19 protein-coding genes are annotated in these 25,658 nt (G+C 60.1%); 5 read left to right on the forward strand and 14 right to left on the reverse strand.

Annotation, left to right across the window (positions count from 1 at the left end; genetic code table 11):
• Positions 1 to 3,069, forward strand: coding sequence for an efflux RND transporter permease subunit (locus HU754_RS06935; RefSeq protein WP_186622016.1), 3,069 nt, complete (start codon positions 1 to 3; stop codon positions 3,067 to 3,069).
• 1,547 nt (positions 3,070 to 4,616) lie between these two features.
• Positions 4,617 to 4,874 (forward strand): DUF6124 family protein, encoded by a 258-nt coding sequence (locus HU754_RS06940; protein ID WP_116254579.1) that lies wholly within the window; start codon positions 4,617 to 4,619, stop codon positions 4,872 to 4,874.
• A gap of 60 nt (positions 4,875 to 4,934) precedes the next feature.
• Here HU754_RS06940 and HU754_RS06945 read toward each other — a convergent pair whose 3' ends face one another.
• The 3 genes from HU754_RS06945 to plsB form a co-directional block, all read right to left on the reverse strand.
• Positions 4,935 to 5,624 carry a DUF4197 domain-containing protein gene (locus HU754_RS06945; protein ID WP_093436645.1) on the reverse strand — a complete coding sequence of 230 codons (690 nt, stop codon included), beginning with the start codon at positions 5,622 to 5,624 and terminating at the stop codon, positions 4,935 to 4,937.
• 27 nt (positions 5,625 to 5,651) lie between these two features.
• Positions 5,652 to 6,050 carry a YbaY family lipoprotein gene (locus tag HU754_RS06950; RefSeq protein ID WP_093436640.1) on the reverse strand — a complete coding sequence of 133 codons (399 nt, stop codon included), beginning with the start codon at positions 6,048 to 6,050 and terminating at the stop codon, positions 5,652 to 5,654.
• Between the two features lie 117 nt (positions 6,051 to 6,167).
• Positions 6,168 to 8,669, reverse strand: a complete 2,502-nt coding sequence (gene plsB / locus HU754_RS06955; RefSeq protein ID WP_093436637.1) for a glycerol-3-phosphate 1-O-acyltransferase PlsB — start codon at positions 8,667 to 8,669, stop codon at positions 6,168 to 6,170.
• A 237-nt stretch (positions 8,670 to 8,906) separates the two neighbouring features.
• Here plsB and HU754_RS06960 point away from each other — a divergent pair, with 237 nt between their 5' ends.
• Positions 8,907 to 9,116: a cold-shock protein gene (locus HU754_RS06960; protein WP_007908870.1), complete on the forward strand. Its 210-nt coding sequence runs from the start codon at positions 8,907 to 8,909 to the stop codon at positions 9,114 to 9,116.
• A gap of 153 nt (positions 9,117 to 9,269) precedes the next feature.
• Here HU754_RS06960 and HU754_RS06965 read toward each other — a convergent pair whose 3' ends face one another.
• The 4 genes from HU754_RS06965 to HU754_RS06980 form a co-directional block, all read right to left on the reverse strand.
• Positions 9,270 to 9,647 (reverse strand): hypothetical protein, encoded by a 378-nt coding sequence (locus tag HU754_RS06965; RefSeq protein ID WP_093436628.1) that lies wholly within the window; start codon positions 9,645 to 9,647, stop codon positions 9,270 to 9,272.
• A gap of 75 nt (positions 9,648 to 9,722) precedes the next feature.
• Positions 9,723 to 10,532 (reverse strand): putative RNA methyltransferase, encoded by an 810-nt coding sequence (locus tag HU754_RS06970; RefSeq protein ID WP_095126481.1) that lies wholly within the window; start codon positions 10,530 to 10,532, stop codon positions 9,723 to 9,725.
• Entirely contained in the window at positions 10,532 to 11,683 is a 1,152-nt protein-coding gene (dapE, locus tag HU754_RS06975) for a succinyl-diaminopimelate desuccinylase (protein WP_095050390.1), read from the reverse strand. The genes HU754_RS06970 and dapE overlap by 1 nt, the downstream gene beginning before the upstream one ends.
• 236 nt (positions 11,684 to 11,919) lie before the next feature.
• On the reverse strand, positions 11,920 to 14,511 hold the full coding sequence (locus HU754_RS06980) for a glycosyltransferase (RefSeq protein WP_093436619.1): 2,592 nt from the start codon (positions 14,509 to 14,511) through the stop codon (positions 11,920 to 11,922).
• Positions 14,512 to 14,725: 214 nt separating this feature from the next.
• Between HU754_RS06980 and tcdA the strand changes: the two genes are divergently transcribed.
• Positions 14,726 to 15,544, forward strand: coding sequence for a tRNA cyclic N6-threonylcarbamoyladenosine(37) synthase TcdA (gene tcdA / locus HU754_RS06985; protein ID WP_166496615.1), 819 nt, complete (start codon positions 14,726 to 14,728; stop codon positions 15,542 to 15,544).
• Positions 15,545 to 15,646: 102 nt separating this feature from the next.
• Here tcdA and HU754_RS06990 read toward each other — a convergent pair whose 3' ends face one another.
• The 4 genes from HU754_RS06990 to HU754_RS07005 form a co-directional block, all read right to left on the reverse strand.
• Positions 15,647 to 16,051: a SufE family protein gene (locus HU754_RS06990; protein ID WP_186622018.1), complete on the reverse strand. Its 405-nt coding sequence runs from the start codon at positions 16,049 to 16,051 to the stop codon at positions 15,647 to 15,649.
• Positions 16,048 to 17,253, reverse strand: a complete 1,206-nt coding sequence (locus HU754_RS06995) for an aminotransferase class V-fold PLP-dependent enzyme (RefSeq protein ID WP_186622020.1) — start codon at positions 17,251 to 17,253, stop codon at positions 16,048 to 16,050. Before HU754_RS06995 ends, HU754_RS06990 begins: the two co-directional genes overlap by 4 nt.
• Before the next feature lie 131 nt (positions 17,254 to 17,384).
• Positions 17,385 to 18,419, reverse strand: a complete 1,035-nt coding sequence (dapD, locus tag HU754_RS07000; RefSeq protein ID WP_093436607.1) for a 2,3,4,5-tetrahydropyridine-2,6-dicarboxylate N-succinyltransferase — start codon at positions 18,417 to 18,419, stop codon at positions 17,385 to 17,387.
• 32 nt (positions 18,420 to 18,451) lie between these two features.
• Complete coding sequence (locus HU754_RS07005) at positions 18,452 to 18,814, reverse strand: ArsC family reductase (RefSeq protein ID WP_186622022.1); 363 nt, start codon at positions 18,812 to 18,814, stop codon at positions 18,452 to 18,454.
• A 293-nt stretch (positions 18,815 to 19,107) separates the two neighbouring features.
• Here HU754_RS07005 and HU754_RS07010 point away from each other — a divergent pair, with 293 nt between their 5' ends.
• Positions 19,108 to 20,739, forward strand: a complete 1,632-nt coding sequence (locus HU754_RS07010) for a Na+/H+ antiporter (protein WP_116254572.1) — start codon at positions 19,108 to 19,110, stop codon at positions 20,737 to 20,739.
• Positions 20,740 to 20,784: 45 nt separating this feature from the next.
• Here HU754_RS07010 and dapC read toward each other — a convergent pair whose 3' ends face one another.
• The 3 genes from dapC to map are packed head-to-tail and all read right to left on the reverse strand — an operon-like array spanning position 20,785 to position 25,554.
• On the reverse strand, positions 20,785 to 21,984 hold the full coding sequence (gene dapC, locus HU754_RS07015) for a succinyldiaminopimelate transaminase (RefSeq protein ID WP_186622024.1): 1,200 nt from the start codon (positions 21,982 to 21,984) through the stop codon (positions 20,785 to 20,787).
• A gap of 43 nt (positions 21,985 to 22,027) precedes the next feature.
• Positions 22,028 to 24,730, reverse strand: coding sequence for a [protein-PII] uridylyltransferase (locus HU754_RS07020; protein WP_186622026.1), 2,703 nt, complete (start codon positions 24,728 to 24,730; stop codon positions 22,028 to 22,030).
• A gap of 41 nt (positions 24,731 to 24,771) precedes the next feature.
• The gene (gene map / locus HU754_RS07025) at positions 24,772 to 25,554 is read right to left on the reverse strand and encodes a type I methionyl aminopeptidase (RefSeq protein WP_007908857.1); all 783 of its coding nucleotides are present in this window, start codon (positions 25,552 to 25,554) and stop codon (positions 24,772 to 24,774) included.
• Between the last annotated feature and the right edge of the window lie 104 nt (positions 25,555 to 25,658).

Below are 25,658 nucleotides of genomic sequence, written 5' to 3' on the forward strand. Positions count from 1 at the left end.
ATGCGCTTCAACCTTTCCGAATGGGCGCTGCGTAATCGCCAGATCGTACTGTTCCTGATGCTTTTGCTGGCGATCGTCGGTGCGTTGTCCTACACCAAGCTCGGCCAGAGTGAAGACCCGCCGTTCACCTTCAAGGCCATGGTGATTCAAACCCGCTGGCCGGGGGCGACCGCGCAGGAAGTCTCGCGGCAGGTCACCGAACGCATCGAAAAGAAACTGATGGAAACCGGTGAGTACGAACGCATCGTGTCGTTCTCGCGCCCCGGCGAATCGCAGGTCACGTTCATTGCCCGCGATTCGATGCATTCCAAGGAAATCCCCGACCTCTGGTATCAGGTTCGCAAGAAGGTCAGTGATATTCGCCAGACCTTGCCGCCGGATATTCAGGGGCCGTTTTTCAACGATGAGTTCGGCACCACGTTCGGCAATATCTATGCGCTGACCGGGGACGGTTTCGATTACGCGGTGCTCAAGGATTACGCCGACCGCATCCAGATCCAGCTGCAACGGGTCAAGGATGTCGGCAAGGTCGACTTGCTCGGTTTGCAGGACGAGAAAATCTGGGTCGAACTGTCCAACGTCAAACTGGCGACTCTCGGCTTGCCGCTGGCGGCAGTGCAACAGGCGCTGCAAGAACAGAACGCGGTGTCGACCGCCGGGTTCTTTGAAACCGGTAGCGAGCGTTTGCAGCTACGGGTCTCGGGGAATTTTCAGACGGTCGAGGAGATAAAGAACTTCCCGATCCGCGTCGGCGATCGTACGTTCCGCATCTCCGATGTCGCCGATGTGCGTCGCGGTTTCAACGATCCACCGGCGCCGCGCATGCGTTTCATGGGCGAAGATGCGATTGGTCTCGCGGTGGCGATGAAGGATGGCGGCGACATTCTGGTGCTCGGTAAAGCGCTGGAAGGCGAGTTCTCGCGCATCCAGAAAAACCTTCCGGCCGGCATGCAATTGCGCAAGGTTTCTGACCAGCCGGCGGCGGTGAAAACCGGGGTCGGCGAGTTCGTCCAGGTGTTGGTCGAGGCACTGGCGATTGTTTTGCTGGTGAGCTTCTTCTCCCTCGGCGTGCGCACCGGCATGGTCGTGGCACTGACCATTCCATTGGTGCTGGCGATGACCTTCGCCTGCATGTATTACCTCGGCATCGGCCTGCACAAAATCTCCCTTGGTGCGTTGGTGCTGGCGCTGGGCTTGCTGGTGGATGACGCGATCATCGCCGTGGAAATGATGGCGATCAAAATGGAGCAGGGCTTTGATCGCATCCGCGCGGCGAGTTATGCCTGGACCAGCACCGCGTTCCCTATGCTCACCGGTACGTTGATCACCGCCGCCGGGTTTCTGCCGATTGCCACGGCGCAATCCGGCACTGGCGAATACACACGTTCGATCTTCCAGGTGGTGACCATCGCCTTGCTCGCGTCCTGGGTGGCGGCGGTGATGTTCGTGCCGTATCTGGGGGAAAAACTCCTGCCGGATCTGGCGAAAATTCATGCGGCCAAACATGGTACCGCCGATGGTCAGGCTGATCCGTACGGCACGCCGTTTTATCAGCGCGTTCGGCGCTTGGTGGAGTGGTGCGTGGCTCACCGCAAGACCGTGATCGTGCTGACGGTGGGGCTGTTTATCGCCTCGGTGATGTTGTTCCGTTTCGTCCCGCAGCAGTTTTTCCCGGCTTCCAATCGACTGGAGTTGATGGTCGATCTGAAGCTGGCAGAAGGCGCGTCGCTGGCCAATACCACCGGTGAGGTGAAACGTCTGGAGGCGATGCTCAAGGATCACGCCGGTATTGATAATTATGTGGCGTATGTCGGCACCGGATCGCCGCGTTTTTATCTGCCTTTGGATCAACAGTTGCCGGCGGCCAGTTTTGCGCAGTTTGTGGTGTTGGCGAAAACCATCGAGGAGCGTGAAGCGCTGCGCAGCTGGTTGATCGAGACGCTTAACGAGCAATTCCCGGCCCTGCGTTCGCGGGTTACGCGTCTGGAGAACGGTCCTCCGGTTGGCTACCCGGTGCAGTTCCGCGTCACCGGTGAACATATCGAAGAAGTCCGGGCGTTGGCGCGCAAGGTCGCGGCCAAGGTTCGCGAGAATCCGCATGTGGTCAATGTGCATCTGGATTGGGAAGAACCGAGCAAGGTCGTGTACCTGAACATCGATCAGGATCGCGCGCGAGCATTGGGTGTAAGCACGGCCAATCTGGCGAAATTCCTGCAGAGTTCGTTGACCGGGTCGAGTGTCAGTCAGTATCGCGAAGACAACGAATTGATCGAGATTCTGCTGCGCGGCACGGTGCATGAACGCACTGAATTGTCCTTGTTGCCGAGTCTGGCGGTGCCGACGGATAACGGCCGCAGTGTGGCGTTGTCGCAGATCGCCACGCTGGAATATGGCTTTGAGGAAGGGATTATCTGGCATCGCAATCGTCTGCCGAACGTGACCGTGCGTGCGGATATTTATGGCAAGGAGCAGCCGGCGACATTGGTGAAGCAGATCATGCCGACGCTGGATTCGATTCGCGCCGAGTTGCCCGATGGTTATCTGTTGGATGTCGGCGGTACGGTGGAGGATTCCGAGCGTGGGCAGAAGTCGGTGAATGCCGGGGTGCCGATGTTCATCGTGGTGGTGCTGACCTTGCTGATGGTGCAGTTGCGCAGTTTTTCGCGCACGGTGATGGTGTTTTTGACGGCGCCGCTGGGGTTGATCGGGGTGACGCTGTTTTTGATGGTGTTCCGTCAGCCGTTCGGGTTTGTGGCGATGCTGGGGACGATTGCGTTGTCCGGGATGATCATGCGTAATTCGGTGATTCTGGTGGATCAGATCGAGCAGGATATTGCCTCGGGGCTTAAGCCTTGGCAGGCGATTATCGAGGCTACGGTTCGACGCTTCAGGCCGATTGTGTTGACGGCGCTGGCGGCGGTTTTGGCGATGATTCCGTTGTCACGTAGTGTGTTTTTTGGGCCGATGGCGGTGGCGATCATGGGTGGGTTGATTGTTGCGACTGCGCTGACGCTGTTGTTTTTACCGGCGTTGTATGCGGCTTGGTTCCGGGTGCGTAAGGACGCTTGATTCTTTTGTGACGTGGCGGCCTTCGGGCCGACCATGTTCTTGGGGTTTTGGGTGTATATCCGTTTCTGCGGGTGCTGCCGCTGGCGGTTTCGCTCTTACAGCGAGTCCCTTTGGCAAACGCCCCAAAGGAACCAAAGGTCTTTGCCCTGACGTTCGGCCCGCTCGCTGGGGCTCGGGGTTCCTTCGCTCCGGGATCGATCCGGGCGCATCGCCTACGGTTTGCTTCGCTGCACCTCCTCTCGATGTGTTCGACTTCGTCGAACGGTCGCTGCGCTCCCACCCCCGGATCAATCCCTCCACTCAGCCTGCCGACGGGCCTTAAGATCAAGATCAAAAGCTGCAGCCGAGCTAACGCTCATCCTGTTGAGTGGTGAGGAGCAGAAGCGATCTGCTCTCGCTTTTCTGTGGGAGCGAGCCCGCTCGCGATGGCGGCCTGATAGCCGACCTGTTTTTTGCAGATGTACGCAATCCAACTGTGGGAGCGAGCCTGCTCGCGAAGGCGGCCTGATAGCCGACCTGTTTTTTGCAGATGTACGCAATCCAACTGTGGGAGCGAGCTTGCTCGCGAAGGTGGCCTGACAGCCGACCTGTTTTTTGCAGATGTACGCAATCCAACTGTGGGAGCGAGCCTGCTCGCGAAGGCGGCCTGACAGCCGACCTGTTTTTTGCAGATGTACGCAATCCAACTGTGGGAGCGAGCTTGCTCGCGAAGGCGGCCTGACAGCCGACCAGGTTTTTGCAGATGTACGCAATCCAACTGTGGGAGCGAGCTTGCTCGCGAAGGCGGCCTGATAGCCGACCTGTTTTTTGCAGATGTACGCACGCAATTCAACTGTAGGAGTGAGCCTGCTCGCGAAGGCGGCCTGACAGCCGACCAGGTTTTTGCAGATGTACGCAATCCAACTGTGGGAGCGAGCCTGCTCGCGAAGGCGGCCTGACAGCCGACCAGGTTTTTGCAGGTGTACGCAATCCAACTGTGGGAGCGAGCTTGCTCGCGAAGGCGGCCTGACAGCCGACCTGTTTTTTGCAGATGTACTCAATTCAATTGTGGGAGCGAGCTTGCTCGCGAAGGTGTTCTGAGATCCAACTATCCTCTGCCTGAATGCACCCAGTTCAAATTGTGGACTGGCTTGCCAGATGACGCCCCGCCAGCCGACTACTCTCTCTGCATGGACTCCTTCCAACCTGTGGGAGCCAGCCTGCGGGCGATGATGATCGGACAGGCAAAGTTGTTTAACCGTGTTGCGAAAACACAGAACCTTCCCACAAGGTTTTCAGGTTGTCCGTCGGAAGCGCGATCTCTAGGCTAGGTCTGTCGCTGCAAAAATCAGCGACCGGGTTTCGCAGCCCGGTTAAACTTCAGACGCACAGCGTCCACCATCCGAAAGCGGGCGCTTTTTTATGCCTGTGTCATGGCGGTTGTGCGCGGGATACCTTCGGGTATGCCGGGTGCCTGAAGTCCCGGTCTGCGAACCTGCGTACAGCTGCCACCTAACTTTCGTTTCGCAGCGAACGGTGGCGGCTCCAATACTTCAGGAGATTTCGCCATGTTCAAACCCACACCCAATCCCCCCAAACCCGTCAGCCATCCCAGCACAATTTTTACCGTCCTTCCCGAAGTCGATTCCGAAACATTACTCGCTCACGCCTGTGAAACCCTGGCCTCAGCCAACATCATGGCCAGCGAACTGGCTTTCACCCTGAATGGCCCGACGTGTAGTCAACTTCTGGGTATTCAGCAGATGATTTCCCTCGCAGAGCTGTCGGTGAATCGCGTCCTCGATCAAGTCGATCCGCAAAACTGACGCCCACAAAAAAGCCCGCTGAACCGGTGAAGGTCAGCGGGCTTTTTGTCGTTCAGAACATTAGAGCGTCCCGAACACCTTCTTCGCCAAACTGGTCGCCGCAGCAGCCGGGTTCTGGCGGATGGTTTCTTCCTGTTTGCCGATCATCTCGAACAAGCCATTCAGCGCTTGCTCGGTCACGTAGTTTTCAACGTTGGCGCTCTTCGCATCGACAACGCCGAACGCAGCAGCCTGACCAGCGAACGAGTTGTACTTCTGTGCTACGCCAACCTTGTCGGTCGCCTGTTTGACGATCGGCAGGAACTTGGCGCGGATCTGTTCGCGGCTGGATTTGTCGAGGTATTGCGTGGCCGAATCCTTGCCGCCGCTGAGGATGCCTTTGGCGTCTGCCACGCTCATTTTCTTCACGGCGTCGACGAGGATGGGCTGGGCTTGAGTTACAGCGCTTTCCGCCGCTTTGTTCATCGCGGTTTCCAGTTCTTCAACCTGAGCACCCATGCCGAACGCTTTCATTTTGCTCGCGGCCTTGCCGAGTTTGCCCGGCAGTTCGATCTTCACGTCGGGGTTGTTGCTGAAACCGCCGGGGGTGCCCAGTTGCTTGACGGCGATTTGCGCGCCTTGGGTCAGGGCATCCTTGAGGCCGCCGGTGGCGTCTGTTTGCGACAGGTCACTGAGCGACAGGGCCAGCGCGCTGGCGGAGATCATCAGGCCTGCGCACAGGCCGGCGAAGCGAAGGGTAGGGCGGAGCATGGCGGCTTCCTTGTTGAAGAAAGTGAATTAACGAACGGCGTCGACGCGGATTTTCAGCGGCTGCGGGTCGTTGCCGTCGAGTTGCACGGCGTGGTTTTCGGTGGTGATGAACATCAACTCACCGTTGACTTCAATGCGCGCGCTGACCGAGTAACGGTGGCCCGGTTTGATCTGGGCTGGATCGTAGCTCAAGTGGAAGGGCAGCGGCACCTGGCCTTTGACCGGACCTTTCTGCTCGTCCAATACCACGGCTGGCGCATCGGCCAGCGAAACGTCTTGCAGGCTGACGCTGAGGGTCGCGCTCGGAGGCAGGGCGATGCGCTGCAGGTAGAACACTTCACCGTCGAGGCCGACCTTGCCGGCAGGTGTGGTCGACTGGCAGGCGCTGAGCAGTGTTGCGGCGGCGAGCAGGGTGAGTTTTTTCATCGGACGTTCTCCTTTTCAATGTGGGAGCGAGCCTGCTCGCGAAAGCGGTATTTCAGTCACTCAGATGTCGACTGACACTCCGTCTTCGCTAGCAGGCTCGCTCCCACCAGGTTTGCATCAGGTCTCGGGTTGAGTGATGACCTGATCGGCAGCATCTTCACTGCGATGCAGCGCAACCTGGCGGATCGACAGTCGAATTTCCGCCGGCAACACGCGTTTGGCCGCACCTTCGGCAAGCTCGCCAAGCAGTTCGTGATAACTCAGTTTGCCGGCCTCGTCGCGGCGCAGCACGTCGAGGTCGAGCATTGTCTGGATGAAGTGACGGAACAGGCTCTTGTCGAAGAACTCCGGGGCATTCAAGCCATGGAGGATCGACAGGCGCTGGGCCATGACCGTGCAGAGGTCTTCCAGCTCTTCGGCGCTGATGCTGTTCTGGCCGCTGTTGAGCAGCAAGGACACGGTCATGTAGAAGCGCTGCAAGGTCTGCGCGATGCTCTTCGACAGCAGCGTCAGCAGCACGAAATGCCGCGAACTTGGCGCCGGACGCAGATAGACGTCTTTCTCGAAACGCAACAGGCCTTGTTCGACGAACGCTTCCAGCCACTGATCGACCACACCGTCCAGTTCGTCCAGCGTCCAGCGAATGAACAGCTCAGATTGCAGGTACGGATACAGCGCGCGGGTGTAGCGCAGGATCTGTTCGCGGCTCATGCGCGAAGCGCTCTGGAAGAAGCTCGCCAGCAGTGCAGGCAACGCGAAGATGTGCAGCACGTTGTTGCGGTAGTAGGTCATCAGGACGGCATTCTGCTCATCCAGATAGAGAATCTTGCCCAGCGCATCGTTCTGCTCGGCGAGCAGGTCCATGTCTTTCACATGCTCGATCAGCGCACGGCCATCGCCTTCCGGCAGCGTGGTGTGCGGTGAGTACGGGACTTTGCGCAGCAGCGCCAGATACAGATCCAGCACTCGCGCCATGGCGCGATCGTCCAGCGCCAGACGCGTAGTCGACAGCAGCGCCAGCGCCACCAGGTTGACCGGGTTGATCGCAGCGGCTTCGTTCAAATGCTGCGCAACTTTTTCGCCGAGGCGATTGGTGGTCTCGTTGAGCCACGCCGGTTTGTACTGCGGGCCGAGTTCCTGCTGGCGCCAGTCCGGTTGCTCGGCGTCGAGGAATTCTGCGAGTTTGATCGGCTCACCGAAGTTGACGGCGACCTGACCGAAACGCTGCTTGAGCGCGCCGATGACTTTGAAAATGTCGAAGATCGATTCTTTCTTCTTGCTCGCGCCACGCAATTCGCCGAGGTAGGTGCGACCTTCGAGAACGCGCTCGTAACCGATGTACACCGGCACAAACACGATCGGCATCCGCGACGAACGCAGGAAACTGCGCATGGTGATCGCGAGCATGCCGGTTTTTGGTTGCAGCATGCGCCCGGTGCGCGAGCGGCCGCCCTCGACGAAGTATTCGACCGGGAAGCCTTTGGTGAACAGCGTGTGCAGATATTCGTTGAACACCGAGGTGTACAGCGGATTGCCCTTGAACGTGCGGCGCATGAAGAACGCTCCGCCACGGCGCAGCAGGCTGCCGATCACCGGCATGTTCAGGTTGATCCCAGCGGCAATGTGCGGCGGGGTCAGGCCGTTGCGGAACAGCAGATACGAGAGCAGCAGGTAGTCGATGTGGCTGCGATGGCACGGCACGTAGATCACTTCGTGACCCTGGGCGACCTTTTGCACGCCTTCGATGTGGTTGACCTTGATGCCGTCGTAGATCTTGTTCCAGAACCAGCTCAGCACCACTTCGAGGAAGCGGATCGCGGTGTAGGTATAGTCCGAGGCAATCTCGTTGCCGTAGCGCAAAGCCTGAGCCTTGGCCTTCTCCGGCGAGATGTTTTCGCGCTCGGCTTCGTCGAGGATCGCTTGCTTGACCAGCGGCTGGTTGAGCAGGCCTTTGACCAGGTTGCGACGGTGGGAAATGTCCGGGCCGATGACCGCCGCTTTCAGATTACGGAAGTGTACGCGCAGGATCCGCTGGGCCATGCGCACGGTGCGTTCGTGGCCCTTGTTGTGTTCGATCAGCTCGCGCAGGTGAATCGGTGCGGAGAACTGCACACGGGTTTTGCGCCCGAGGACGATGATGCTCAGCAGCCGACGCAAGCGCCCGGTGACCGCCCAGCTGTCGGCGAACAACAATTTCCAAGGACTGTTTTCGCTGTCCGGCGACTGGCCCCAGAACACGCTGACCGGAATGATCTGCGCGTCTTCGGCGGCGTTCTGCGTCAGGGCACTGACCAGTCGTGTCAGGGTCGGCGGTGCGCCGCGCTTGTCCTGGCGACCGAGCCAGTCCGGATCCGGCGTCAGGTAGAAAAACGCCGCCGGTTCGATCAGCGAACCCACCGACACCGGCAGCACCGGACGTGGCAGGCCGGCTTTGGTGCACTCGGTGTCGACCACGGCGAGATCGGTCAGCGAAGGGTTTTGCAGGACGTAGAACACCGGACGACTGCGGTCGAGGTTGAGGGTGAGCGACGACTGGTTGATCGTTTCCGAGCGAACCCAGAGGTACAACAGTCGGCGCAAGGTGCCAAACACTAGACGGCGGAACGGGGAACGGGTCATACGGCTTCTGCGTGAGTGGATAAACCGAGCGGTTGCTCGGGAGGGCGACAGTTTGCCGTATTGGGCGAAAATCGGCAAAAAAGCGGCGAACTAATCTCCTGTTGAGACTTTCCGCACCTGTCATATACTCGGCGGTCTGTCGCCGGGGGCCTTTTATGGACGTCGGACGCAGGCTGATGTTCCGCAAAGGCTTTCCTGCGAAAAGCCTGTCCAATAATAAAAAAGGAGTATGAACAGATGGCAACACGTGAAACCGGCAACGTGAAGTGGTTCAACGACGCCAAGGGCTACGGCTTTATCCAGCGCGAAGACGGGGTGGACGTGTTCGTGCACTACCGCGCGATTCGCGGCGAAGGGCATCGGTCGCTGACTGAAGGCCAGCAGGTTGAATACGCAGTGATTACTGGCGAGAAGGGTTTGCAGGCTGAGGATGTGGTAGGCCTGTAATACAACTCTTCAGAACGCCAAAAACCACTGTGGGAGCGAGCCTGCTCGCGAATGCGGTGTATCAGTCAACATTCATATCGACTGACACTACGCATTCGCGAGCAGGCTCGCTCCCACATGGGATCTCCCACATGGGATCTGCGTTGCCTGTTGTTACGCGGTTTTCCAGGTGATTTCTTCTTCACCGTCTGCGCTGATGCGCATCCAGCGATCCGCCGTCTCTTCACCTTCTTCTTCAACCCACGTCCCCGGCGCGCAACGCACTTCCACGTTTAGCGCAGCAAATGCGGCGCGTGCGCAGGCGATGTCGTCGTCCCACGGCGTCTGGTCGCTTTCCAGGTACAGGCTGTTCCACTTGCCCACGGCTTTCGGCAGCCAGGTCACCGGCACGTTGCCGGCCGTGCATTTGTAAGTCTGGCCTTTCTGTACCCAGTCACTGCACGGGCCCAACGCTTCGCCCAGCCAGGCCGAAATGGCCTTGTGGTCGACGTCGGCGTCTTTCAGGTAAATCTCGATGTCCGGTTGGCGCATGGATGTCCTCACTGCGGGTCTGAAAAATCCATTCGCGGATTTAGCCGGCCCCGGGCACTCGCCCGAGACCAAAAGTTATTGAAGAACGAAATAATCGTAGCGCATCGACACGGTGGTCACGAACGGCTCGGCCTGTTCGATCACCGCCGCACGACGCTCGGCACTGGCGCGCCAGCCGTGAGGTGTCATCGCCAACAGGTTGGCGCGATCCTCAGGCTTGTCCAGCGTCAGCTTGAATTCCAGGGTTTCGCTGTGCGCCAGCGTCATGCCTTCCGGCACCAGGGCCAGATGCTTGTCGTCGGTGTATTCGCGCACTTCGTCATAAAGACGTTCGCGCAACTCCATCAGGTGGCCGCTGGTCGGGCCGACTTTCATCAGACCGCCGCCGACACTGAGCAGACGCTTGGCCTCTTCCCAGTCCAGAGGACTGAAAACGCTGGCGAGGAACTGGCAACTGCCCGACGCCAACGGCACGCGGGCCATGCTGGCGATCAACCAGGTGATCGCCGGATTACGTTTGCAGGCGCGTTTGACCGCTTCGCGGGAAATATCCAGTGCGTAGCCGTCAGCGTTCGGCAAGGCCTCGGCGATCTGCGCGGTGTAGTAACCCTCGCCACAACCGATATCGACCCAGCGATCCGGCGCATAACTCGCCGCCAGCTCAGCCAGACGCTTGGCCACCGGCGCGTAATGCCCGGCGTTCAAGAAATCACGGCGCGCTTCGACCATGGCCTGGTTGTCGCCAGGATCACGGCTGTTCTTGTGCTGCACCGGCAACAGGTTCAGATAACCCTGGCGCGCACGGTCGAAGCGATGGCCGGCGGGGCAGACCACGCCGTTGTCCACCGCATTCAGCGGTTCACTGCAGATGGGGCATGCGAGCATCAGGCGAGCAACTTGATCAGGGTCTGGTAGTAGATCTCGGTCAGCACATCGAGATCGGCGGCCAGAACGCGTTCGTTGACCTGGTGAATGGTCGCGTTGACCGGGCCCAGTTCAACCACTTGCGTGCCCATGGTCGCGATGAAACGGCCGTCGGACGTTCCGCCGCTGGTGGACGCTTTAGTCTCACGACCGGTGATGTCCTTGATGCTCGCCGACACCGCGTCGAGCAGCGCGCCTGGTTCGGTGAGGAACGGCAGGCCGGACAGTGCCCAATCGATGTGCCAGTCCAGATCGTGCTTGTCGAGAATATCGGCCACGCGTTTCTGCAGGCCTTCAACGGTCGATTCGGTGGAGAACCGGAAGTTGAACACCGCCACCAGATCACCCGGAATCACGTTGGTCGCGCCAGTGCCGGAATTGACGTTGGAGATCTGGAAACTGGTCGGCGGGAAGAAATCGTTGCCGTGATCCCAATGCTCGGCGGCCAGTTCGGCCAGCGCTGGAGCGGCGAGGTGGATCGGGTTCTTCGCCAGATGCGGGTAGGCCACGTGACCCTGAATGCCTTTGACGGTGAGCTTGGCACCGAGCGAGCCGCGACGGCCGTTCTTCACCACGTCGCCAACCAAAGTGGTGCTCGATGGTTCGCCTACGATGCACCAGTCCAGACGCTCGTTACGCGCAGCAAGACGCTCGACCACAGCCTTGGTGCCGTGGTGCGCCGGGCCTTCTTCGTCGCTGGTGATCAGGAACGCGACCTTGCCTTTGTGGTTCGGGTAGTCGGCGACGAAACGCTCAGCGGCGACGGTCATCGACGCCAGGCTGCCTTTCATGTCCGCTGCGCCACGGCCGCAGAGCATGCCGTGTTCATCGATCAGCGCGTTGAACGGGTCGATCTGCCACGCCGTGACCGGGCCGGTCGGCACCACGTCGGTGTGGCCGGCGAAGCACAGCACCGGGCCGTCGTTGTTGCCGTGGGTGGCCCAGAAGTTATCCACATCTTCGATGCGCATCGGCTCGAGGCTGAACCCGGCATCGCCCAGGCGCTGCATCATCTGCTTCTGGCAATCGGCGTCGACCGGCGTCACGGACGGACGGCGGATCAGGTCGATGGCGAGTTGGAGGGTCGGCGAAAGGTCGGCGTGGGCCGTCATGGAAAACTCCGGGATCATGAATTTGAGCGCGGACTAACTGTAGGAGTGAGCCTGCTCGCGATAGCGGTGTGTCAGTCAACGTAACTATTGATTGTTACACCGCTATCGCGAGCAGGCTCACTCCTACAGGAATTGGGTTCGGCCAATGAGCCGAACGCCGCCAAGCCTCGCAAAATGGCGGTTATCTTAAAGCAAAACGGCGACCATTGGCCGCCGTTTAGTGCTTCGATGAGGATTTAGACGACCGGCGCCGGTTCCGCTGCAGCCGCCGGTTTCGGCAGCGACGACAGGAACGCCATGATCAGCGCCGCCAGATACGGCAGCGACTGCACCAGCAACATCACCACCCAGAAACGCATGTCGTTGCTCGGCATGCCGTTGACCAGGAAGATCCCCAGCGCCGCGCCCCACAACAGCAGCATGATGAACAGCTCTTCGCGCGCTTCGGAAATCGCCACCCAGAAACCATGGTTGTCGGCGTTTTTCGGCGTGCGGAAGAACGGAATGCTGCTGGTGAAGAAACCGTACAGCACCGCTTTGGCGATGGTGTGCGACAACGCCAGCCCGGCCAGTGCCGCGCAGAAGGCATCTTTCAGGTTCACGCCGACGGCGCGACGGTAGAGGAAGATGATCTTGCCGACCTTGAACACGAACAGCGCCAGTGGCGGGATCGCGAAGATCAGCAGCGGCGGATCGACCCGTTGCGGCACGATGATCATCGCCGCCGACCACAACAGCGCGCCGACGGTGAAGAAGATGTTCATGCCGTCCGCGACCCACGGCAACCAGCCCGCAAGGAAGTGGTAACGCTGGCCACGGGTCAGCTCGGTGTCTTTGCCGCGCAACAGGCTGCCGGTGTGGCGTTTGATGATCTGGATTGCGCCGTAAGCCCAGCGGAAACGCTGCTTTTTGAAGTCGATAAACGTATCCGGCATCAGGCCCTTGCCGTAGCTGTCGTGGTAATACGCCGCCGACAGGCCTTTCTCGAACACGCGCAGACCGAGTTCGGCGTCTTCACAGATGCACCAGTCGGCCCAGCCCAATTCTTCCAGCACCGAGCGGCGGGTCATGGTCATGGTGCCGTGCTGGATGATTGCGTCACGGTCGTTACGAGTGACCATGCCGATATGGAAGAAGCCTTTGTATTCGGCGTAGCAGAGCTTCTTGAAGGTGCTTTCGTTCTGATCGCGATAATCCTGCGGCGACTGCACCACGGCGATTTTCGGGTCAGCGAAGTGCGGCACCATGTGCTTGAGCCAGTTCGGGTGCACGCAGTAATCGGAGTCGATTACCGCGATCACTTCAGCGTCTTTGGCGGTGTGCGGAATCAGGTAGTTCAGCGCGCCACCCTTGAAACCGGCCAGCGGCGAGACGTGGAAGAACTTGAAGCGCGGGCCGAGGGTTTCGCAGTAATCGCGCACCGGCTCCCACACCGCCGGATCCTTGGTGTTGTTGTCGATGATCAGGACTTCGTAGTCCGGATAATCCAGCGCGGCGAGGGCGTCGAGGGTCTGTTTGACCATGTCCGGCGGCTCGTTATAGCACGGCACATGGATCGAGACTTTCGGGCGATAGCTGGAGTCGCCCTCGACCGGCAGGAACTCACGCCGCCGCTTGTGAATCCACACCGCTTCGGCCAGTTCATGCGCTTCGGTGAGCAAAACGATAAACACCCCGAGTGCACCCAGCGCCAAGAGGAAGCCGACGGTCAAACTGAACCACGTGCTGTATTGCAGGCTGTAGTCGTAACCGATCCACACCAGCACCGAACCACAGAGGAAGGCGATAAAGGTCAGGAAGATCCGCCCACGCTGACGCAATGCTGAGCCGTCGATCATCAGCAAGGTCAGCGACAACAGCGCCAGCACCACCGAACCGATCGCCAGCACGCGCCACTGCGGGATCGCGACCACCGGGCCTTCGAAGTTGAATTTCTGCTGACGCGCAGCGTTGAACACGCCCCAGTACGCGCCGACCGAGCCTTCGTCGCTGGCCTTCCACGGCTGGTCAAACGCCTCGATCACGAAGTAGTTGAAGCCTTGGCGGTTGAGCTTGTTGACCAGTGTGCGCAGGTAGATCGCCTGATCCGCCGGCGACGCATCGGCACCGCCACGCATGCGACCGTTGCTCGGCCAGCCGACCTCGGAGAGCAGCAGCGGTTTTTTCGGGAAGAGCTTTTTCAGATCGCGAGCGCGATCAAAAACGAACTGGCCGGCCTTGTCGACCGGAATGAACTCCCAGTACGGCAAAACGTGCGCAGCGATCAGGTCAACGTGTTTGGCCAGTTCCGGGTGTTCTTCCCAGACGTGCCATTGCTCGGAGGTGGTCACCGGCACTTTCACCGCTGCGCGCACGCGATCGAGCAGCACGCTCAGCTCTTGGGCGGTGATTTCCTTGCGGAAGATCGCTTCGTTACCGACCACCACGCGAACCACGCTGCGCGAGGTGTTGGCCAGTTCGATGGCACGGGTGATTTCCCGTTCGTTGCGCTCTTGATCCGGGCTGATCCAGATCCCCAGCGTCACGCGCAGGCCGAATTCTTCAGCCAGTTTCGGGATGTCTTGCAGCGAACCGTCGACCGAGTAGATGCGGATGTTATCCGTCAGCTTGCTCATGATCTCCAGGTCGCGGCGCATTTCGTCGTCAGTCGGGTACTGATCTTTTTGCGGATATTGTCCCTGCTGGAACGGCGAATAGGAGAAACCGGAGATCTGCTCCGGCCAGTTCGGCGCGGAAACCGGGCGATTGATCAGCGCCCAGAAACCGGTGAACAGGGCGGCGATTGCCAGAACCACCACCAGGTTGAGTCCAAATTTACGCGATGACATAGCTATTTCGGGTTCCAAAGGCTGTGGAACGGAGGATCGGTCGGCTATACGCCCGAGGGGCGCGCATCCTACACCGGCAGTTCGCAAGTCGTACATCAGACAGGGAAATGCCCGACATTGGGCAGCCGACTTTGACTTAAGTTCTTACACTTGTAGTTCGAAGCTTAAAACTTGTCGCTGTGTAGCCCTATAATGCGCGCCGGTTTTTGGGGTAATGGTCATGAGTACAGAAGATCCGCGGTTTGCAGGCATCGCCCGTTTGTATGGCATCGAAGGCATGGAGCGCTTGCGCGCGGCCCATGTGGCGATCGTCGGCGTCGGTGGCGTCGGTTCCTGGGCGGCGGAAGCCATGGCCCGTTGTGGCGTCGGCGAGATTTCGCTGTTCGACCTTGATGACGTTTGCGTCAGCAACGCCAACCGCCAGTTGCACGCGCTGGACAGCACCGTCGGCAAGCCCAAGGTCGAAGTGATGGCCGAGCGTCTGCGCGGGATCAACCCGGATTGCACGGTGCACGCCGTGGCGGATTTCGTCACCCGCGACACCATGGCTGAATACATCACGCCGAACATCGACTGCGTGATCGACTGCATCGACGCGGTCAACGCCAAGGCTGCGCTGATTGCCTGGTGCAAGCGCCGCAAGATCCAGATCATCACTACCGGCGGTGCGGGCGGGCAGATCGATCCGACGCTGATTCAGGTGTGCGATCTCAACCGCACGTTCAACGACCCGTTGGCCTCGAAAGTGCGTTCGACGTTGCGTCGTGATTATGGTTTTTCGCGCACCGTGACCCGCCATTACAGCGTGCCGTGTGTGTTCTCCACGGAACAACTGCGTTATCCGAAGCCGGATGGCAGCATTTGCTTGCAGAAGAGTTTTGTCGGTGACGGTGTGAAGCTCGACTGCGCCGGCGGATTTGGTGCGGTGATGATGGTCACGGCAACGTTCGGCATGGTTGCGGCGACCAAGGCTGTGGACAAGATTGTCGCGGGTGTGCGGCGCCCGGCAGACAGAGTCAAGCCTCAGGTTTGATGGTGGGGCTTATGGCCTTATCGCGAGCAGGCTCACTCCTACAGGGGAACGCATTCCAATTGTAGGAGTGAGCCTGCTCGCGATGGCTGCGAAGCAGCCGCTTTAAAGCGCCAACTCATTCATCCGCTTGAGCACGGCGTTGAGGCCATTACTGCGCGATGGCGATAGTTGTCGCGAAAGCCCTAGCTGATTGAACCAGTCCGGTAAATCAACCTGCTGCAATTCAGTGGCCGACAAACCATTTACCCGCAACAACAGCAACGCCACCAACCCACGAATCATCCGCGCATCGCTACTGGCGCTGAATTGCCAGTGACCGTCGTGCAGTTCACCAACCAGCCAGACCTGACTCTCACAGCCATGCACCCGGTTAGCCTCGCACTTTTCGGCTTCACTTAGTGGCGGCAAACGATCACCAAACTGCATCAACAACCGCGCCCGTTGTTCCCAGCCCGCTGCATTCTGAAAAGTCTGCAGCGCCTCGGCGGCCTCAACCGGCAAACTCATCGCAACAACTCCAGCGCCTGATCCAGCGCTTCAAAGAAGCGTTCCAGATCCTCGGAATCGTTGTACAGCGCCAGCGACACCCGAATCGCCCCAGCCAGTTCGAAGCTTTTCAGCAGCGGCATCGCGCAGTGATGCCCGGCGCGCACGGCAATACCTTGCTCAGTCAAAAGATGCGCGAGATCGGCGTTATGCACACCCTCGACAACAAAACTCGCCAGCGCCAATTGCGGCTTGCCGAGCAAACGAATGCCGTTACGGGCGGCAAGGCCACGCAGCAGATAGTCATGCAGCGCAGCCTCGTGGGCGGACACCGCGTCCTGATCCAGACCGGCCAGATAATCCAGCGTCGCGCCAAGGCCGATCACACTGGCAATCGGCGGCGTGCCCGCCTCGAAGCCCAGCGGCGCCGGGCGGAAACGCGCGTCGTGATAGTTGGCTTCCAGCACCATTTCGCCGCCGAACTGCCAGGGCTTCAGCTGTTCAAGCGCAGCGTTGCGTCCGAACAGCACGCCGAGGCCATCGGGGCCATACAGCTTGTGGCTGGAAAACACGTAGAAGTCGCAACCCAGCGCCTGCACATCATGCCGACCATGCACCACGCCTTGCGCGCCATCGACCACGGTCAGCGCGTTCTGCGCCTTGGCCATGCCCAGCAACGCCGGCAATGGCTGCCACGAACCGAGCACGTTGGACAACTGACTGACCGCCAGCAAGCGCGTGCGTGGGCCGATCAGGTGCATAGCGGCAGCAAGGTCGATCAGACCGTCGGCATCCAGCGGCAGGATCACCAGTTTGAGACTTCGCCGTTGGGCCAGTTGCTGCCACGGCAACAGGTTGGCGTGATGCTCCAGGGCGCTGATGACAATTTCATCGCCCGGTTGAAAAAGAGGTTCCAGGCCATACGCCAGGAGGTTCAGCGCACTGGTGGCGCCGTGAGTAAAGATGATTTGCCCACTGTCACCGGCATTCAGCCACTGGGCCACCTTCAGCCGACTGTCCTCGAACGCCTGCGTGGCATGAGCGCCGGGCAGGTGTTGCGCACGATGCACATTGGCTGCGCCGTTGGCGTAGTAATGCGTCAGTGCGTCGAGCAGGGCTTGGGGTTTTTGCGTGGTGGCGGCGTTGTCCAGATAGGTCTGGTCTTGCCGTTGCAGCGCGGCGATGGCCGGGAAATCGGCACGCCAAGGGGAGGGAATCATCATTTGTTCAGCCCTGTGAACTTGGGCGGGATGTACACAAGACACTGTGGGAGCGAGCCTGCTCGCGAAGGCGTTCTTGAATACGCCAAAAGCTTCGCGAGCAGGCTCGCTCCCACAGGTTATCAATGTGCTGCTTAGTTGTGAGCGTGCAGCGCTTCGTTCAGTTCGATCGCCGATTTGTGGGTTTTGCACTCCACAGCACCGGTTTCCGAATTGCGACGGAACAGCAGGTCGGTCTGACCGGCCAGCTCACGCGCTTTCACAACTTTAACCAGATTGTTGTGCTCGTCCAGCAGGGCAACCTTGGTACCGGCCGTCACGTACAGGCCCGACTCAACGGTGTTGCGGTCGCCCAACGGGATACCGATACCGGCGTTGGCGCCGATCAGGCAGCCTTCGCCGACCTTGATCACGATGTTGCCGCCGCCCGACAGGGTGCCCATGGTCGAGCAACCGCCGCCCAGGTCCGAGCCCTTGCCGACGAATACGCCAGCGGAAACGCGGCCTTCGATCATGCCCGGGCCTTCGGTGCCGGCGTTGAAGTTGATGAAGCCTTCGTGCATCACGGTGGTGCCTTCGCCCACGTAAGCACCCAGACGCAGACGCGCGGCGTCAGCGATGCGCACGCCAGCCGGTACCACGTAGTCGGTCATTTTCGGGAACTTGTCCACCGAGAACACTTCCAGCAGCTCGCCACGCAGACGGGCTTCCAGTTGCATTTCCGCCAGTTCGCTCAGGTCGATGGCGCCTTGGCTGGTCCACGCTACGTTCGGCAGCAGCGGGAAGATCCCGGCCAGGCTCACGCCGTGCGGCTTGACCAGACGGTGCGACAGCAGATGCAGCTTGAGGTAAGCCTCAGGTGTCGAGGTCAGTTGCGCGTCTTCGGCCAGCAGGGTGGCGACCAGCGGCTTGTGGCTCTCGGCCAGACGGGTCAGCAGCTTGCCTTGTACGGCGTCGATGCCTTTCACGGCTTCAGCCAGTTGCGCAGCCTGCGCGGTGGTGAAGGTGATGGCCTGATTGCCTGCGGTGTAACCGAGGATCGGCGCAACGGCAGCGACCAGTTCGGCCGACGGATTGAGCAGTGGCTGGGCGTAGAACACTTCCAGCCAGGCGCCTTGACGGTTCTGAGTGCCGACACCAAAGGCGATGCTGAACAGGGAGTTGGACATGTGAATACCTCTAGCAATAAGTGACGGGCTGCTTATTTGAGTGCGGCCGCGTAGATGTCTGGCTTGAAGCCAATCAGGGTTCGGTCACCGAGATCGAGCACCGGGCGCTTGATCATCGAGGGTTGGGCGAGCATCAGTTCGATGGCTTTCGACTGGTCGAGATCGGCTTTGCGTTCGTCGTCGAGTTTGCGAAAGGTCGTGCCTGCGCGGTTCAACACCGTTTGCCAGCCGTGTTCGTCACACCATTGGGTCAGGTGTTCACGGTCGATGCTGGCGGTTTTGTAATCGTGAAAGTCGTAGCTGACAGCGTGTTCATCGAGCCAGGTGCGCGCCTTCTTCATGGTGTCGCAGGCTTTGATGCCGAAAAGGTGCAACGTTTTACTTGAAACGGTCAAGGAATCGCCCCCTTTACAGGTGCTGGAGAAAAATGGTGTCGGATTATGCCATGACCGAACCGGTTCGCGGCGCCTCAGGTCGATTTGGTAATGCAAAACCCTGTGGGAGCGAGCTTGCTCGCGAAGAGGCCCTGTCAGTCAATATCTCTGTTCGATGAACGACCGCATTCGCGAGCAGGCTCGCTCCCACAATGGGCGTTGTTCCAGGCTGCGACATAGGTGCAACGGTCAGACGCATCCTAAGCGGCTAATATGGCAGTTCAACGCTGTCGATTGTCTGAGATTTCCGCTATATGCAAACTGCTTACACCGTCCTGATCCTGCTGATGCTGGTTAGCGTTTCGCGTCTGGTCGGGCGGGTCATTCCGCTGCCTCTGCCACTGGTGCAGATTGCCGCCGGCGCCTTGCTCGCCTGGCCGACCTTGGGTCTGCATGTGGCGCTCGATCCCGAATTGTTCCTGTTTCTGTTCCTGCCACCCTTGTTGTTTTCCGATGGCTGGCGCATGCCCAAGCGTGAGTTCTGGCAACTGCGCGGGCCGATTCTGACACTGGCCGTCGGGCTGGTACTGTTTACCGTGGTCGGCGCCGGCTACTTCATTCATTGGCTGTTGCCGTCAATTCCGCTGCCGGTGGCCTTCGCCCTGGCGGCAGTGTTGTCGCCGACGGACGCTGTGGCGGTGTCGGCCATTTCACAAAACCGCTTGCCGACCCCGTTGATGCATATATTGCAGGGCGAGGCGCTGATGAACGATGCCTCCGGTCTGGTGACGTTCAAGTTCGCCCTGGTGGCGGCCATCACAGGCGTGTTCTCGCTGACCAATGCCAGCCTGACTTTCGTCCTGGTGGCGCTCGGCGGGTTGGCGGTCGGTGTGGCCTTGAGCTGGCTGGTCGGGCGCTTGCGGGCGTGGATGATTGCCCGTGGCTGGGATGATCCGGCGACGCACGTGGTGTTCATGTTGTTGCTGCCGTTCGCGGCTTATGTGTTGGCCGAGCGTCTTGGCGTCTCGGGCATTCTCTCGGCCGTGGCGGCGGGGATGATGCAGAGCTGGCTTGATCTGTTGCCTCGGCAGACCAGCACCCGCTTGCTCAATCGCAGTGTCTGGTCGCTGCTGGAGTTCGCTTTCAACGGTTTGATTTTCCTCCTGCTCGGCCTGCAATTGCCGGACATCATCAAAGCCGTGGTCAGTCACGAGCCGACGTTGTGGCCGACGTTGTTCTATCGCTGCCTCGATGTTGTGGCGATTTTTCTTGCGCTGGTGTTGTTGCGGTTTGTCTGGGTGCAGAGCATCTGGCGTCTATCGGTGCTGTTGCGACGCTTGCGCGGCAAGGGCGAGCTGACGCAAGTCCCGACCGCGCGCTCCTGCTGGCTGCTGACTGTCGGCGGTGTGCGCGGTGCAGTAACGCTGGCCGGCGTGATGTCGGTGCCGATGTTGATGGGGACGGACGCGTTTCCCGAGCGTGATCTGCTGATTTTCATCGCCGCCGGAGTGATTCTGCTGTCGCTGGTTTCGGCGTGTATCGCGCTGCCTCTGCTGTTGCGCGGCATCGAAAAAAGCCCGGACGACAAGCGGCGCCAGGAAGTGCGCGATGCCTGGCGCAAAACCGCGGAAGCGGCGATTCATGCTCTAGAGACAGAGGAAACCACTCCGCAGGACGCTGCTCAGGCCGCTTTGTCTGCCGAGTTGAAGGCGCGGATCATGTCCGAATATCGCCATCAACTGGATGTCTTCAACGATTCCGCCGAAGCGCAGGCCCTCGCGTTTCAGATGGATTTACTCGAGCGGCGCATGCGCCTGAAAGCGCTCAGGGCACAGCGTCTGGAACTCTATAGCCTCAGTCGTCATCACCAGATAGGTGATGACGTCCTCAGAGAAGTGTTGGCCGATCTGGATTTGAGTGAGGCCAATCTGGGGAAGGTCAAATAATCGATCAAGAGTCCGCACCAGATGGCTGGTGCGGACTCTTGATGATTACTGCTGGCGAGTGATGAAGGCGCGAATCCGTTCGGCGGCTTCGACGCATTCGGCCAGGGGTGCAACCAGTGCCATGCGCACACGGCCTGCGCCCGGGTTGACGCCATCGACATCACGGGACAGGTACGAGCCCGGCACCACGGTCACATGTTCCTGCTCAAACAAATCGCGGCAGAACGCCGCGTCATCACCTTGCACGTTCGGCCACAGATAGAAGCTGCCATCCGGACGCTGCACGTCCATCACCGGGCTGAGGATCTCCAGCACCGCATCGAATTTCTCGCGGTACAGCGCACGGTTGGCGCGCACATGCACTTCGTCATTCCACGCCGCCACGCTGGCCAGTTGCGTTTGTACCGGCATCGCGCAGCCGTGGTAGGTGCGATACAGCAGGAAGCCCTTGAGGATGTCGGCATCGCCGGCAACAAAGCCAGAGCGCAGGCCCGGCAGGTTGGAACGCTTGGACAGGCTGTGGAACACCACGCAACGCTTGAAGTCCTTGCGACCCAGTTCGACACAAGCCGTCAGCAGGCCCGGCGGAGGGGTTTGTTCGTCGAAGTACAACTCGCTGTAGCACTCGTCGGCGGCGATCACGAAATCGTATTCATCGGCCAGGGCGATCAGTTTTTTCAGGGTGTCGACTGGGATCAGCGCGCCGGTCGGGTTGCCCGGCGAGCAGAGGAACAGGATCTGGCAACGTTTCCAGATGTCCGGCGAAACGGCATCGAAATCCGGGTTGAAGCCGTTCTCGTCCAGGCACGGCAAGTAATGCGGCTTGGCCCCGGCGAGGAACGCGGCGCCTTCGTAGATCTGGTAGAACGGGTTCGGGCTGACCACCAACGCATCATCGCCACGGTTGACCACGGTCTGGGTGAACGCAAACAACGCTTCACGGGTGCCATTGACCGGCAACACGTTGCGCGCCGGATCGATCCAGCCATTCGGCACGCCGAAACGACGCTCGCACCAGCCGGCGATGGCTTCGCGCAGGGCGGGGATACCGAGGGTGGTCGGGTAGACGGCCATCTGATCCAGACTGTTGGCCAGCGCTTCGGCGACAAAGCTTGGCGAGCGATGTTTCGGCTCGCCGATCGACAGGGCGATCGGGCGTTTGTCCGGGTTCGGGGTCACGGTGCCGAGCAGGGCGCGGAGCTTTTCGAACGGGTACGGCTGGAGCTGGTTCAGAGCGTTGTTCATTGGGGCTGGGTCTCGTGCAAAGCCATTTGAATCCGGGGCGCCATCAAATACTGAGGCGCGACAGTTTGATATCGGGTTCCTGATTGACGCTCAGTTGCTCAACGATCGCATCCTGCAAACGGCTGCACAGCAACGGGTCGGACAACGGCTGGTTGTGGGCGTCGGTGATGAAGAAGACGTCCTCCACGCGCTCGCCGAGGGTCGCAATCTTGGCGTTCTGCAGCGACAGGTCGAACTCGAGGAAAATCCCGCCGATCCGTGCCAGCAGGCCCGGGCGATCAGGGGCGGTCAATTCCAGCACGGTCACCGGACGCTGCGCATCGTTGTGGATGGTGACCTGCGGCGCAAAGGCGAAATGCTTGAGCTGGCGCGGTACGCGGCGCTGGATGATCGTCGGGTAATCGTCCGGGTTGCGCAGGGCTTCGGTCAGGCCTTCGCGGATCTGCTTGACCCGTGCCGGGTTGTCGCCGATGGATTCGCCTTCGTTGTCGAGCACGATGTAGGTGTCGAGGGTGAACTGGCTGCTCGAGGTGATGACCCGGGCGTCGTGAATGTTCAGGTTCAACTGATCCATCGCCGCCACGGTCACGGCGAAAAAGTCGTGCTGGTCCGGTGCATAAATGAAGATCTGCGTGCCACCCTCGAACTCGCGCTGGGTGGTTTCCTTGATCAGTACCAGCGGCCCGCCATCGACCGGTTGCTGCAGAATCGCATCGCTGTGCCAGGCCACGTCGCCGGCGGTGTGGCGCAGGAAATAGTCATCGCCCAATTGCGCCCACAGTTGCTCGACATCGTCCGGGTCGGTGCCACCACGCACCAGAATATCCAGCGCGGCGCTTTGGGTCTGGCGGATCTGCTCTTCGCGGTCCACCGGGTTTTCCAGGCCACGGCGCAAGGCGCGCTTGGTCTCGGTGTAGAGCTGGCGCAACAGGCTGGCGCGCCACGAGTTCCACAGTGTCGGGTTTGTCGCGTTGATGTCGGCCACGGTCAGCACGTAGAGATAGTCGAGGCGGGTTTCATCGCCAACGGCCAGGGCAAAGTCGTGGATCACCTGCGGGTCGGACAAGTCCTTACGCTGCGCGGTGGTCGACATCACCAGATGGTTTTGCACCAGCCAGACAATCAGACGGCTATCCCACACCGGCAACTGATGACGCTGGCAGAACGCCTCGGCATCGACTGCGCCGATCTCCGAGTGATCGCCATGCCGGCCTTTACCGATGTCGTGGTACAGGCCCGCCATGTAGATCAGTTCGGGCTTGGGCAGTTTGGCCATGAGTTTGGCGGCCAGCGGAAATTTCTCCGAGACCTGGGTGTACTGCAATTTGCGCAGGTGCTTGATCAGGTTCAGCGTGTGCGCATCGACCGTATAGATGTGGAACAGGTCGTGCTGCATCTGCCCGACGATAAAACCGAATTCGGGCAGATAACGCCCGAGAATGCCGTAACGGTTCATCCGGCGCAGGTTGCGGTGGATGCCGATCTTGCACTTGAACAGCTCGATGAACAGGCTGGTGTTACGGATATCGTTGCGGAAGTTGTCGTCGATCAGGTGACGGTTTTCCCGCAGCAGACGAATGGTATCGGCGCGCACACCTTTGATTTCCGGCTGCTGGGCCATCAGCACGAAGATCTCGAGCATGGCGAATGGCGTGCGGCGGAACACGTTGTCGTTGCGTGCCTCGATATAACCGTCGTGCAACTGGAAGCGTGAGTTGATCGGCTGCGGCGCAGCTTCGTCTTCCGGCGCGAGAATGACTTCTTCGAAGTGCTGGATGATCAGGTCGCTGAGCTGGGCAATGCTCATCACCACGCGGAAATATTGCTGCATGAAGTTTTCGACGGCCTGTTTGGCGTCGTCGCCTTCAAAGCCGAGCAGCCCGGCGATGGTGCGCTGATGATCGAACAGCAAGCGGTCTTCCGAGCGGCCCGCCAGCATGTGCAGGGCGTAGCGCACTTTCCAGAGGAATTCCTGAGAGGAGGCGAGCAGGGCGTTTTCGCTTTCGACCAGGAAGCCTTCGCCGGCGAGGGCGCGCAGGTTCAGGGTGCCGTACTGACGCCGGGCCACCCACAGAATCGTCTGGATATCCCGCAGTCCGCCGGGCGAGCCTTTGACGTTGGGTTCCAGGTTGTATTCGGTGTCGTTGTATTTGTGGTGACGGGCTTTTTGCTCGGCGCGTTTGGCCAGGAAGAACTCTTTGGCCGGCCACATGTGCGCGGTGCTGGTGACATCGAGCATGCGCTGACGCAGACGCTCGGGACCGCAGATGGTGCGGCTTTCCATCAGGTTGGTGACGATGGTCAGGTCAGCACGGGCCTCTTCGGCGCATTCATCGACCGAGCGTACGCTCTGACCGACTTCCAGGCCGATGTCCCACAGCAGCGTCAGAAAACGCTCGATGGAGTCGCGGAAAACTTCGTGGTCGGCGCTGTCCAGCAGGATCAGCAAGTCGATGTCGGAATACGGGTGCAGCTCACCGCGACCGTAGCCTCCGACCGCGACCAGCGCGATGTCGGCGTCTTCGCTCCAGTTGAATTGCTCCCAAGCCTTTTGCAGGATGTTGTCGACGAACCAGGCGCGGTCTTCGATCAGGCGGCGGATGTCGCGGCCATTGCGAAAACGCGTGTCGAGCACCTCGCGAGCCTGGCGGATCGCCTTCTTGAACGCCGCGATAGGACTCGCTTTCAGGGCCAGTTCAGCCTGGAACTGGCCGCGGTCGAAGAGTTCGGGATCCACCTGCGGCATCGATTGGCTTTCCTTCTATAAGGCTGGGAGCGTTGTGTGGATCAGGCCGAGACGCGCGGGATGGTGTCATCGGCGCGCAGGGTGAAGATCTCGTAGCCGGTGTCGGTGACCAGCAGGGTGTGTTCCCACTGTGCCGAGAGCTTGCGGTCCTTGGTGATCGCGGTCCAGCCGTCGCCGAGTACTTTGGTGTCGGCCTTGCCCTGGTTGATCATCGGTTCGATGGTGAAGGTCATGCCGGCCTTCAGTTCCATGCCGGTGCCCGCGCGGCCGTAGTGGAGGATCTGCGGCTCTTCGTGGAAGACCTTGCCGATGCCATGACCGCAGAACTCGCGAACCACGGAGAAGCCGTTCTTCTCGGCGTGCTTCTGGATCACTTCGCCGATGTCGCCGAGGCGGCAGCCGGGTTTGACGATCTCGATCGCCTTGTACATGCATTCCTGGGTGATCTGCGACAGACGCTCGGCCCAGACCGGCACTTCGCCGACGTGGAACATGCGGCTGGTGTCGCCGTGGTAACCGTCCTTGATCACGGTAACGTCGATGTTCAGGGTGTCACCGTTTTTCAGCGGCTTGTCGTTCGGGATGCCATGGCAGACCACGTGGTTGATCGAGGTGCAGATCGACTTCGGGTAGCCCTTGTAGTTGAGCGGGGCAGGGATGGCTTGCTGCACGTTGACGATGTAGTCGTGGCAGATCTGGTTCAGCTCATCGGTGGTGACGCCCGGCTTGACATGTTCGGCAATCATTTCCAGCACATCGGCGGCCAGTTTGCCGGCGACGCGCATGCCAGCGATGTCCTCGGGAGTTTTGAGGTTGACGGTCATACGGGCTCTCTCTGCGCTCGGCGGCGCTTGCTGATACGAATAGGGTGGCGAGTGTTCGATTGGCGACCCTGAAAAACGCGATTCTAACAGACGCACGGCGCAAT

Origin of the sequence: Pseudomonas zeae, from assembly GCF_014268485.2 — a bacterium.
Classification (GTDB): Bacteria; Pseudomonadota; Gammaproteobacteria; order Pseudomonadales; family Pseudomonadaceae; genus Aquipseudomonas; species Aquipseudomonas neuropathica.

What these genes read in the sequence shown, in the direction of transcription:
- dapE (WP_095050390.1), bottom strand. Translation starts at nt 11,683, where the DNA reads ATGACGGCCCACGCCGACCTTTCGCCGACCCTCCAACTCGCCATCGAC.
- HU754_RS06965 (WP_093436628.1), bottom strand. Translation starts at nt 9,647, where the DNA reads ATGCGCCAACCGGACATCGAGATTTACCTGAAAGACGCCGACGTCGAC.
- dapD (WP_093436607.1), bottom strand. Translation starts at nt 18,419, where the DNA reads ATGTCCAACTCCCTGTTCAGCATCGCCTTTGGTGTCGGCACTCAGAAC.
- tcdA (WP_166496615.1), top strand. Translation starts at nt 14,726, where the DNA reads ATGGTCATGAGTACAGAAGATCCGCGGTTTGCAGGCATCGCCCGTTTG.
- HU754_RS06940 (WP_116254579.1), top strand. Translation starts at nt 4,617, where the DNA reads ATGTTCAAACCCACACCCAATCCCCCCAAACCCGTCAGCCATCCCAGC.
- plsB (WP_093436637.1), bottom strand. Translation starts at nt 8,669, where the DNA reads ATGACCCGTTCCCCGTTCCGCCGTCTAGTGTTTGGCACCTTGCGCCGA.
- HU754_RS06945 (WP_093436645.1), bottom strand. Translation starts at nt 5,624, where the DNA reads ATGCTCCGCCCTACCCTTCGCTTCGCCGGCCTGTGCGCAGGCCTGATG.
- map (WP_007908857.1), bottom strand. Translation starts at nt 25,554, where the DNA reads ATGACCGTCAACCTCAAAACTCCCGAGGACATCGCTGGCATGCGCGTC.
- HU754_RS07010 (WP_116254572.1), top strand. Translation starts at nt 19,108, where the DNA reads ATGCAAACTGCTTACACCGTCCTGATCCTGCTGATGCTGGTTAGCGTT.
- HU754_RS07020 (WP_186622026.1), bottom strand. Translation starts at nt 24,730, where the DNA reads ATGCCGCAGGTGGATCCCGAACTCTTCGACCGCGGCCAGTTCCAGGCT.
- HU754_RS06990 (WP_186622018.1), bottom strand. Translation starts at nt 16,051, where the DNA reads ATGAGTTTGCCGGTTGAGGCCGCCGAGGCGCTGCAGACTTTTCAGAAT.
- HU754_RS06970 (WP_095126481.1), bottom strand. Translation starts at nt 10,532, where the DNA reads ATGCTCGCATGCCCCATCTGCAGTGAACCGCTGAATGCGGTGGACAAC.
- HU754_RS06980 (WP_093436619.1), bottom strand. Translation starts at nt 14,511, where the DNA reads ATGTCATCGCGTAAATTTGGACTCAACCTGGTGGTGGTTCTGGCAATC.
- HU754_RS06995 (WP_186622020.1), bottom strand. Translation starts at nt 17,253, where the DNA reads ATGATGATTCCCTCCCCTTGGCGTGCCGATTTCCCGGCCATCGCCGCG.
- HU754_RS06960 (WP_007908870.1), top strand. Translation starts at nt 8,907, where the DNA reads ATGGCAACACGTGAAACCGGCAACGTGAAGTGGTTCAACGACGCCAAG.
- HU754_RS06950 (WP_093436640.1), bottom strand. Translation starts at nt 6,050, where the DNA reads ATGAAAAAACTCACCCTGCTCGCCGCCGCAACACTGCTCAGCGCCTGC.
- dapC (WP_186622024.1), bottom strand. Translation starts at nt 21,984, where the DNA reads ATGAACAACGCTCTGAACCAGCTCCAGCCGTACCCGTTCGAAAAGCTC.
- HU754_RS06935 (WP_186622016.1), top strand. Translation starts at nt 1, where the DNA reads ATGCGCTTCAACCTTTCCGAATGGGCGCTGCGTAATCGCCAGATCGTA.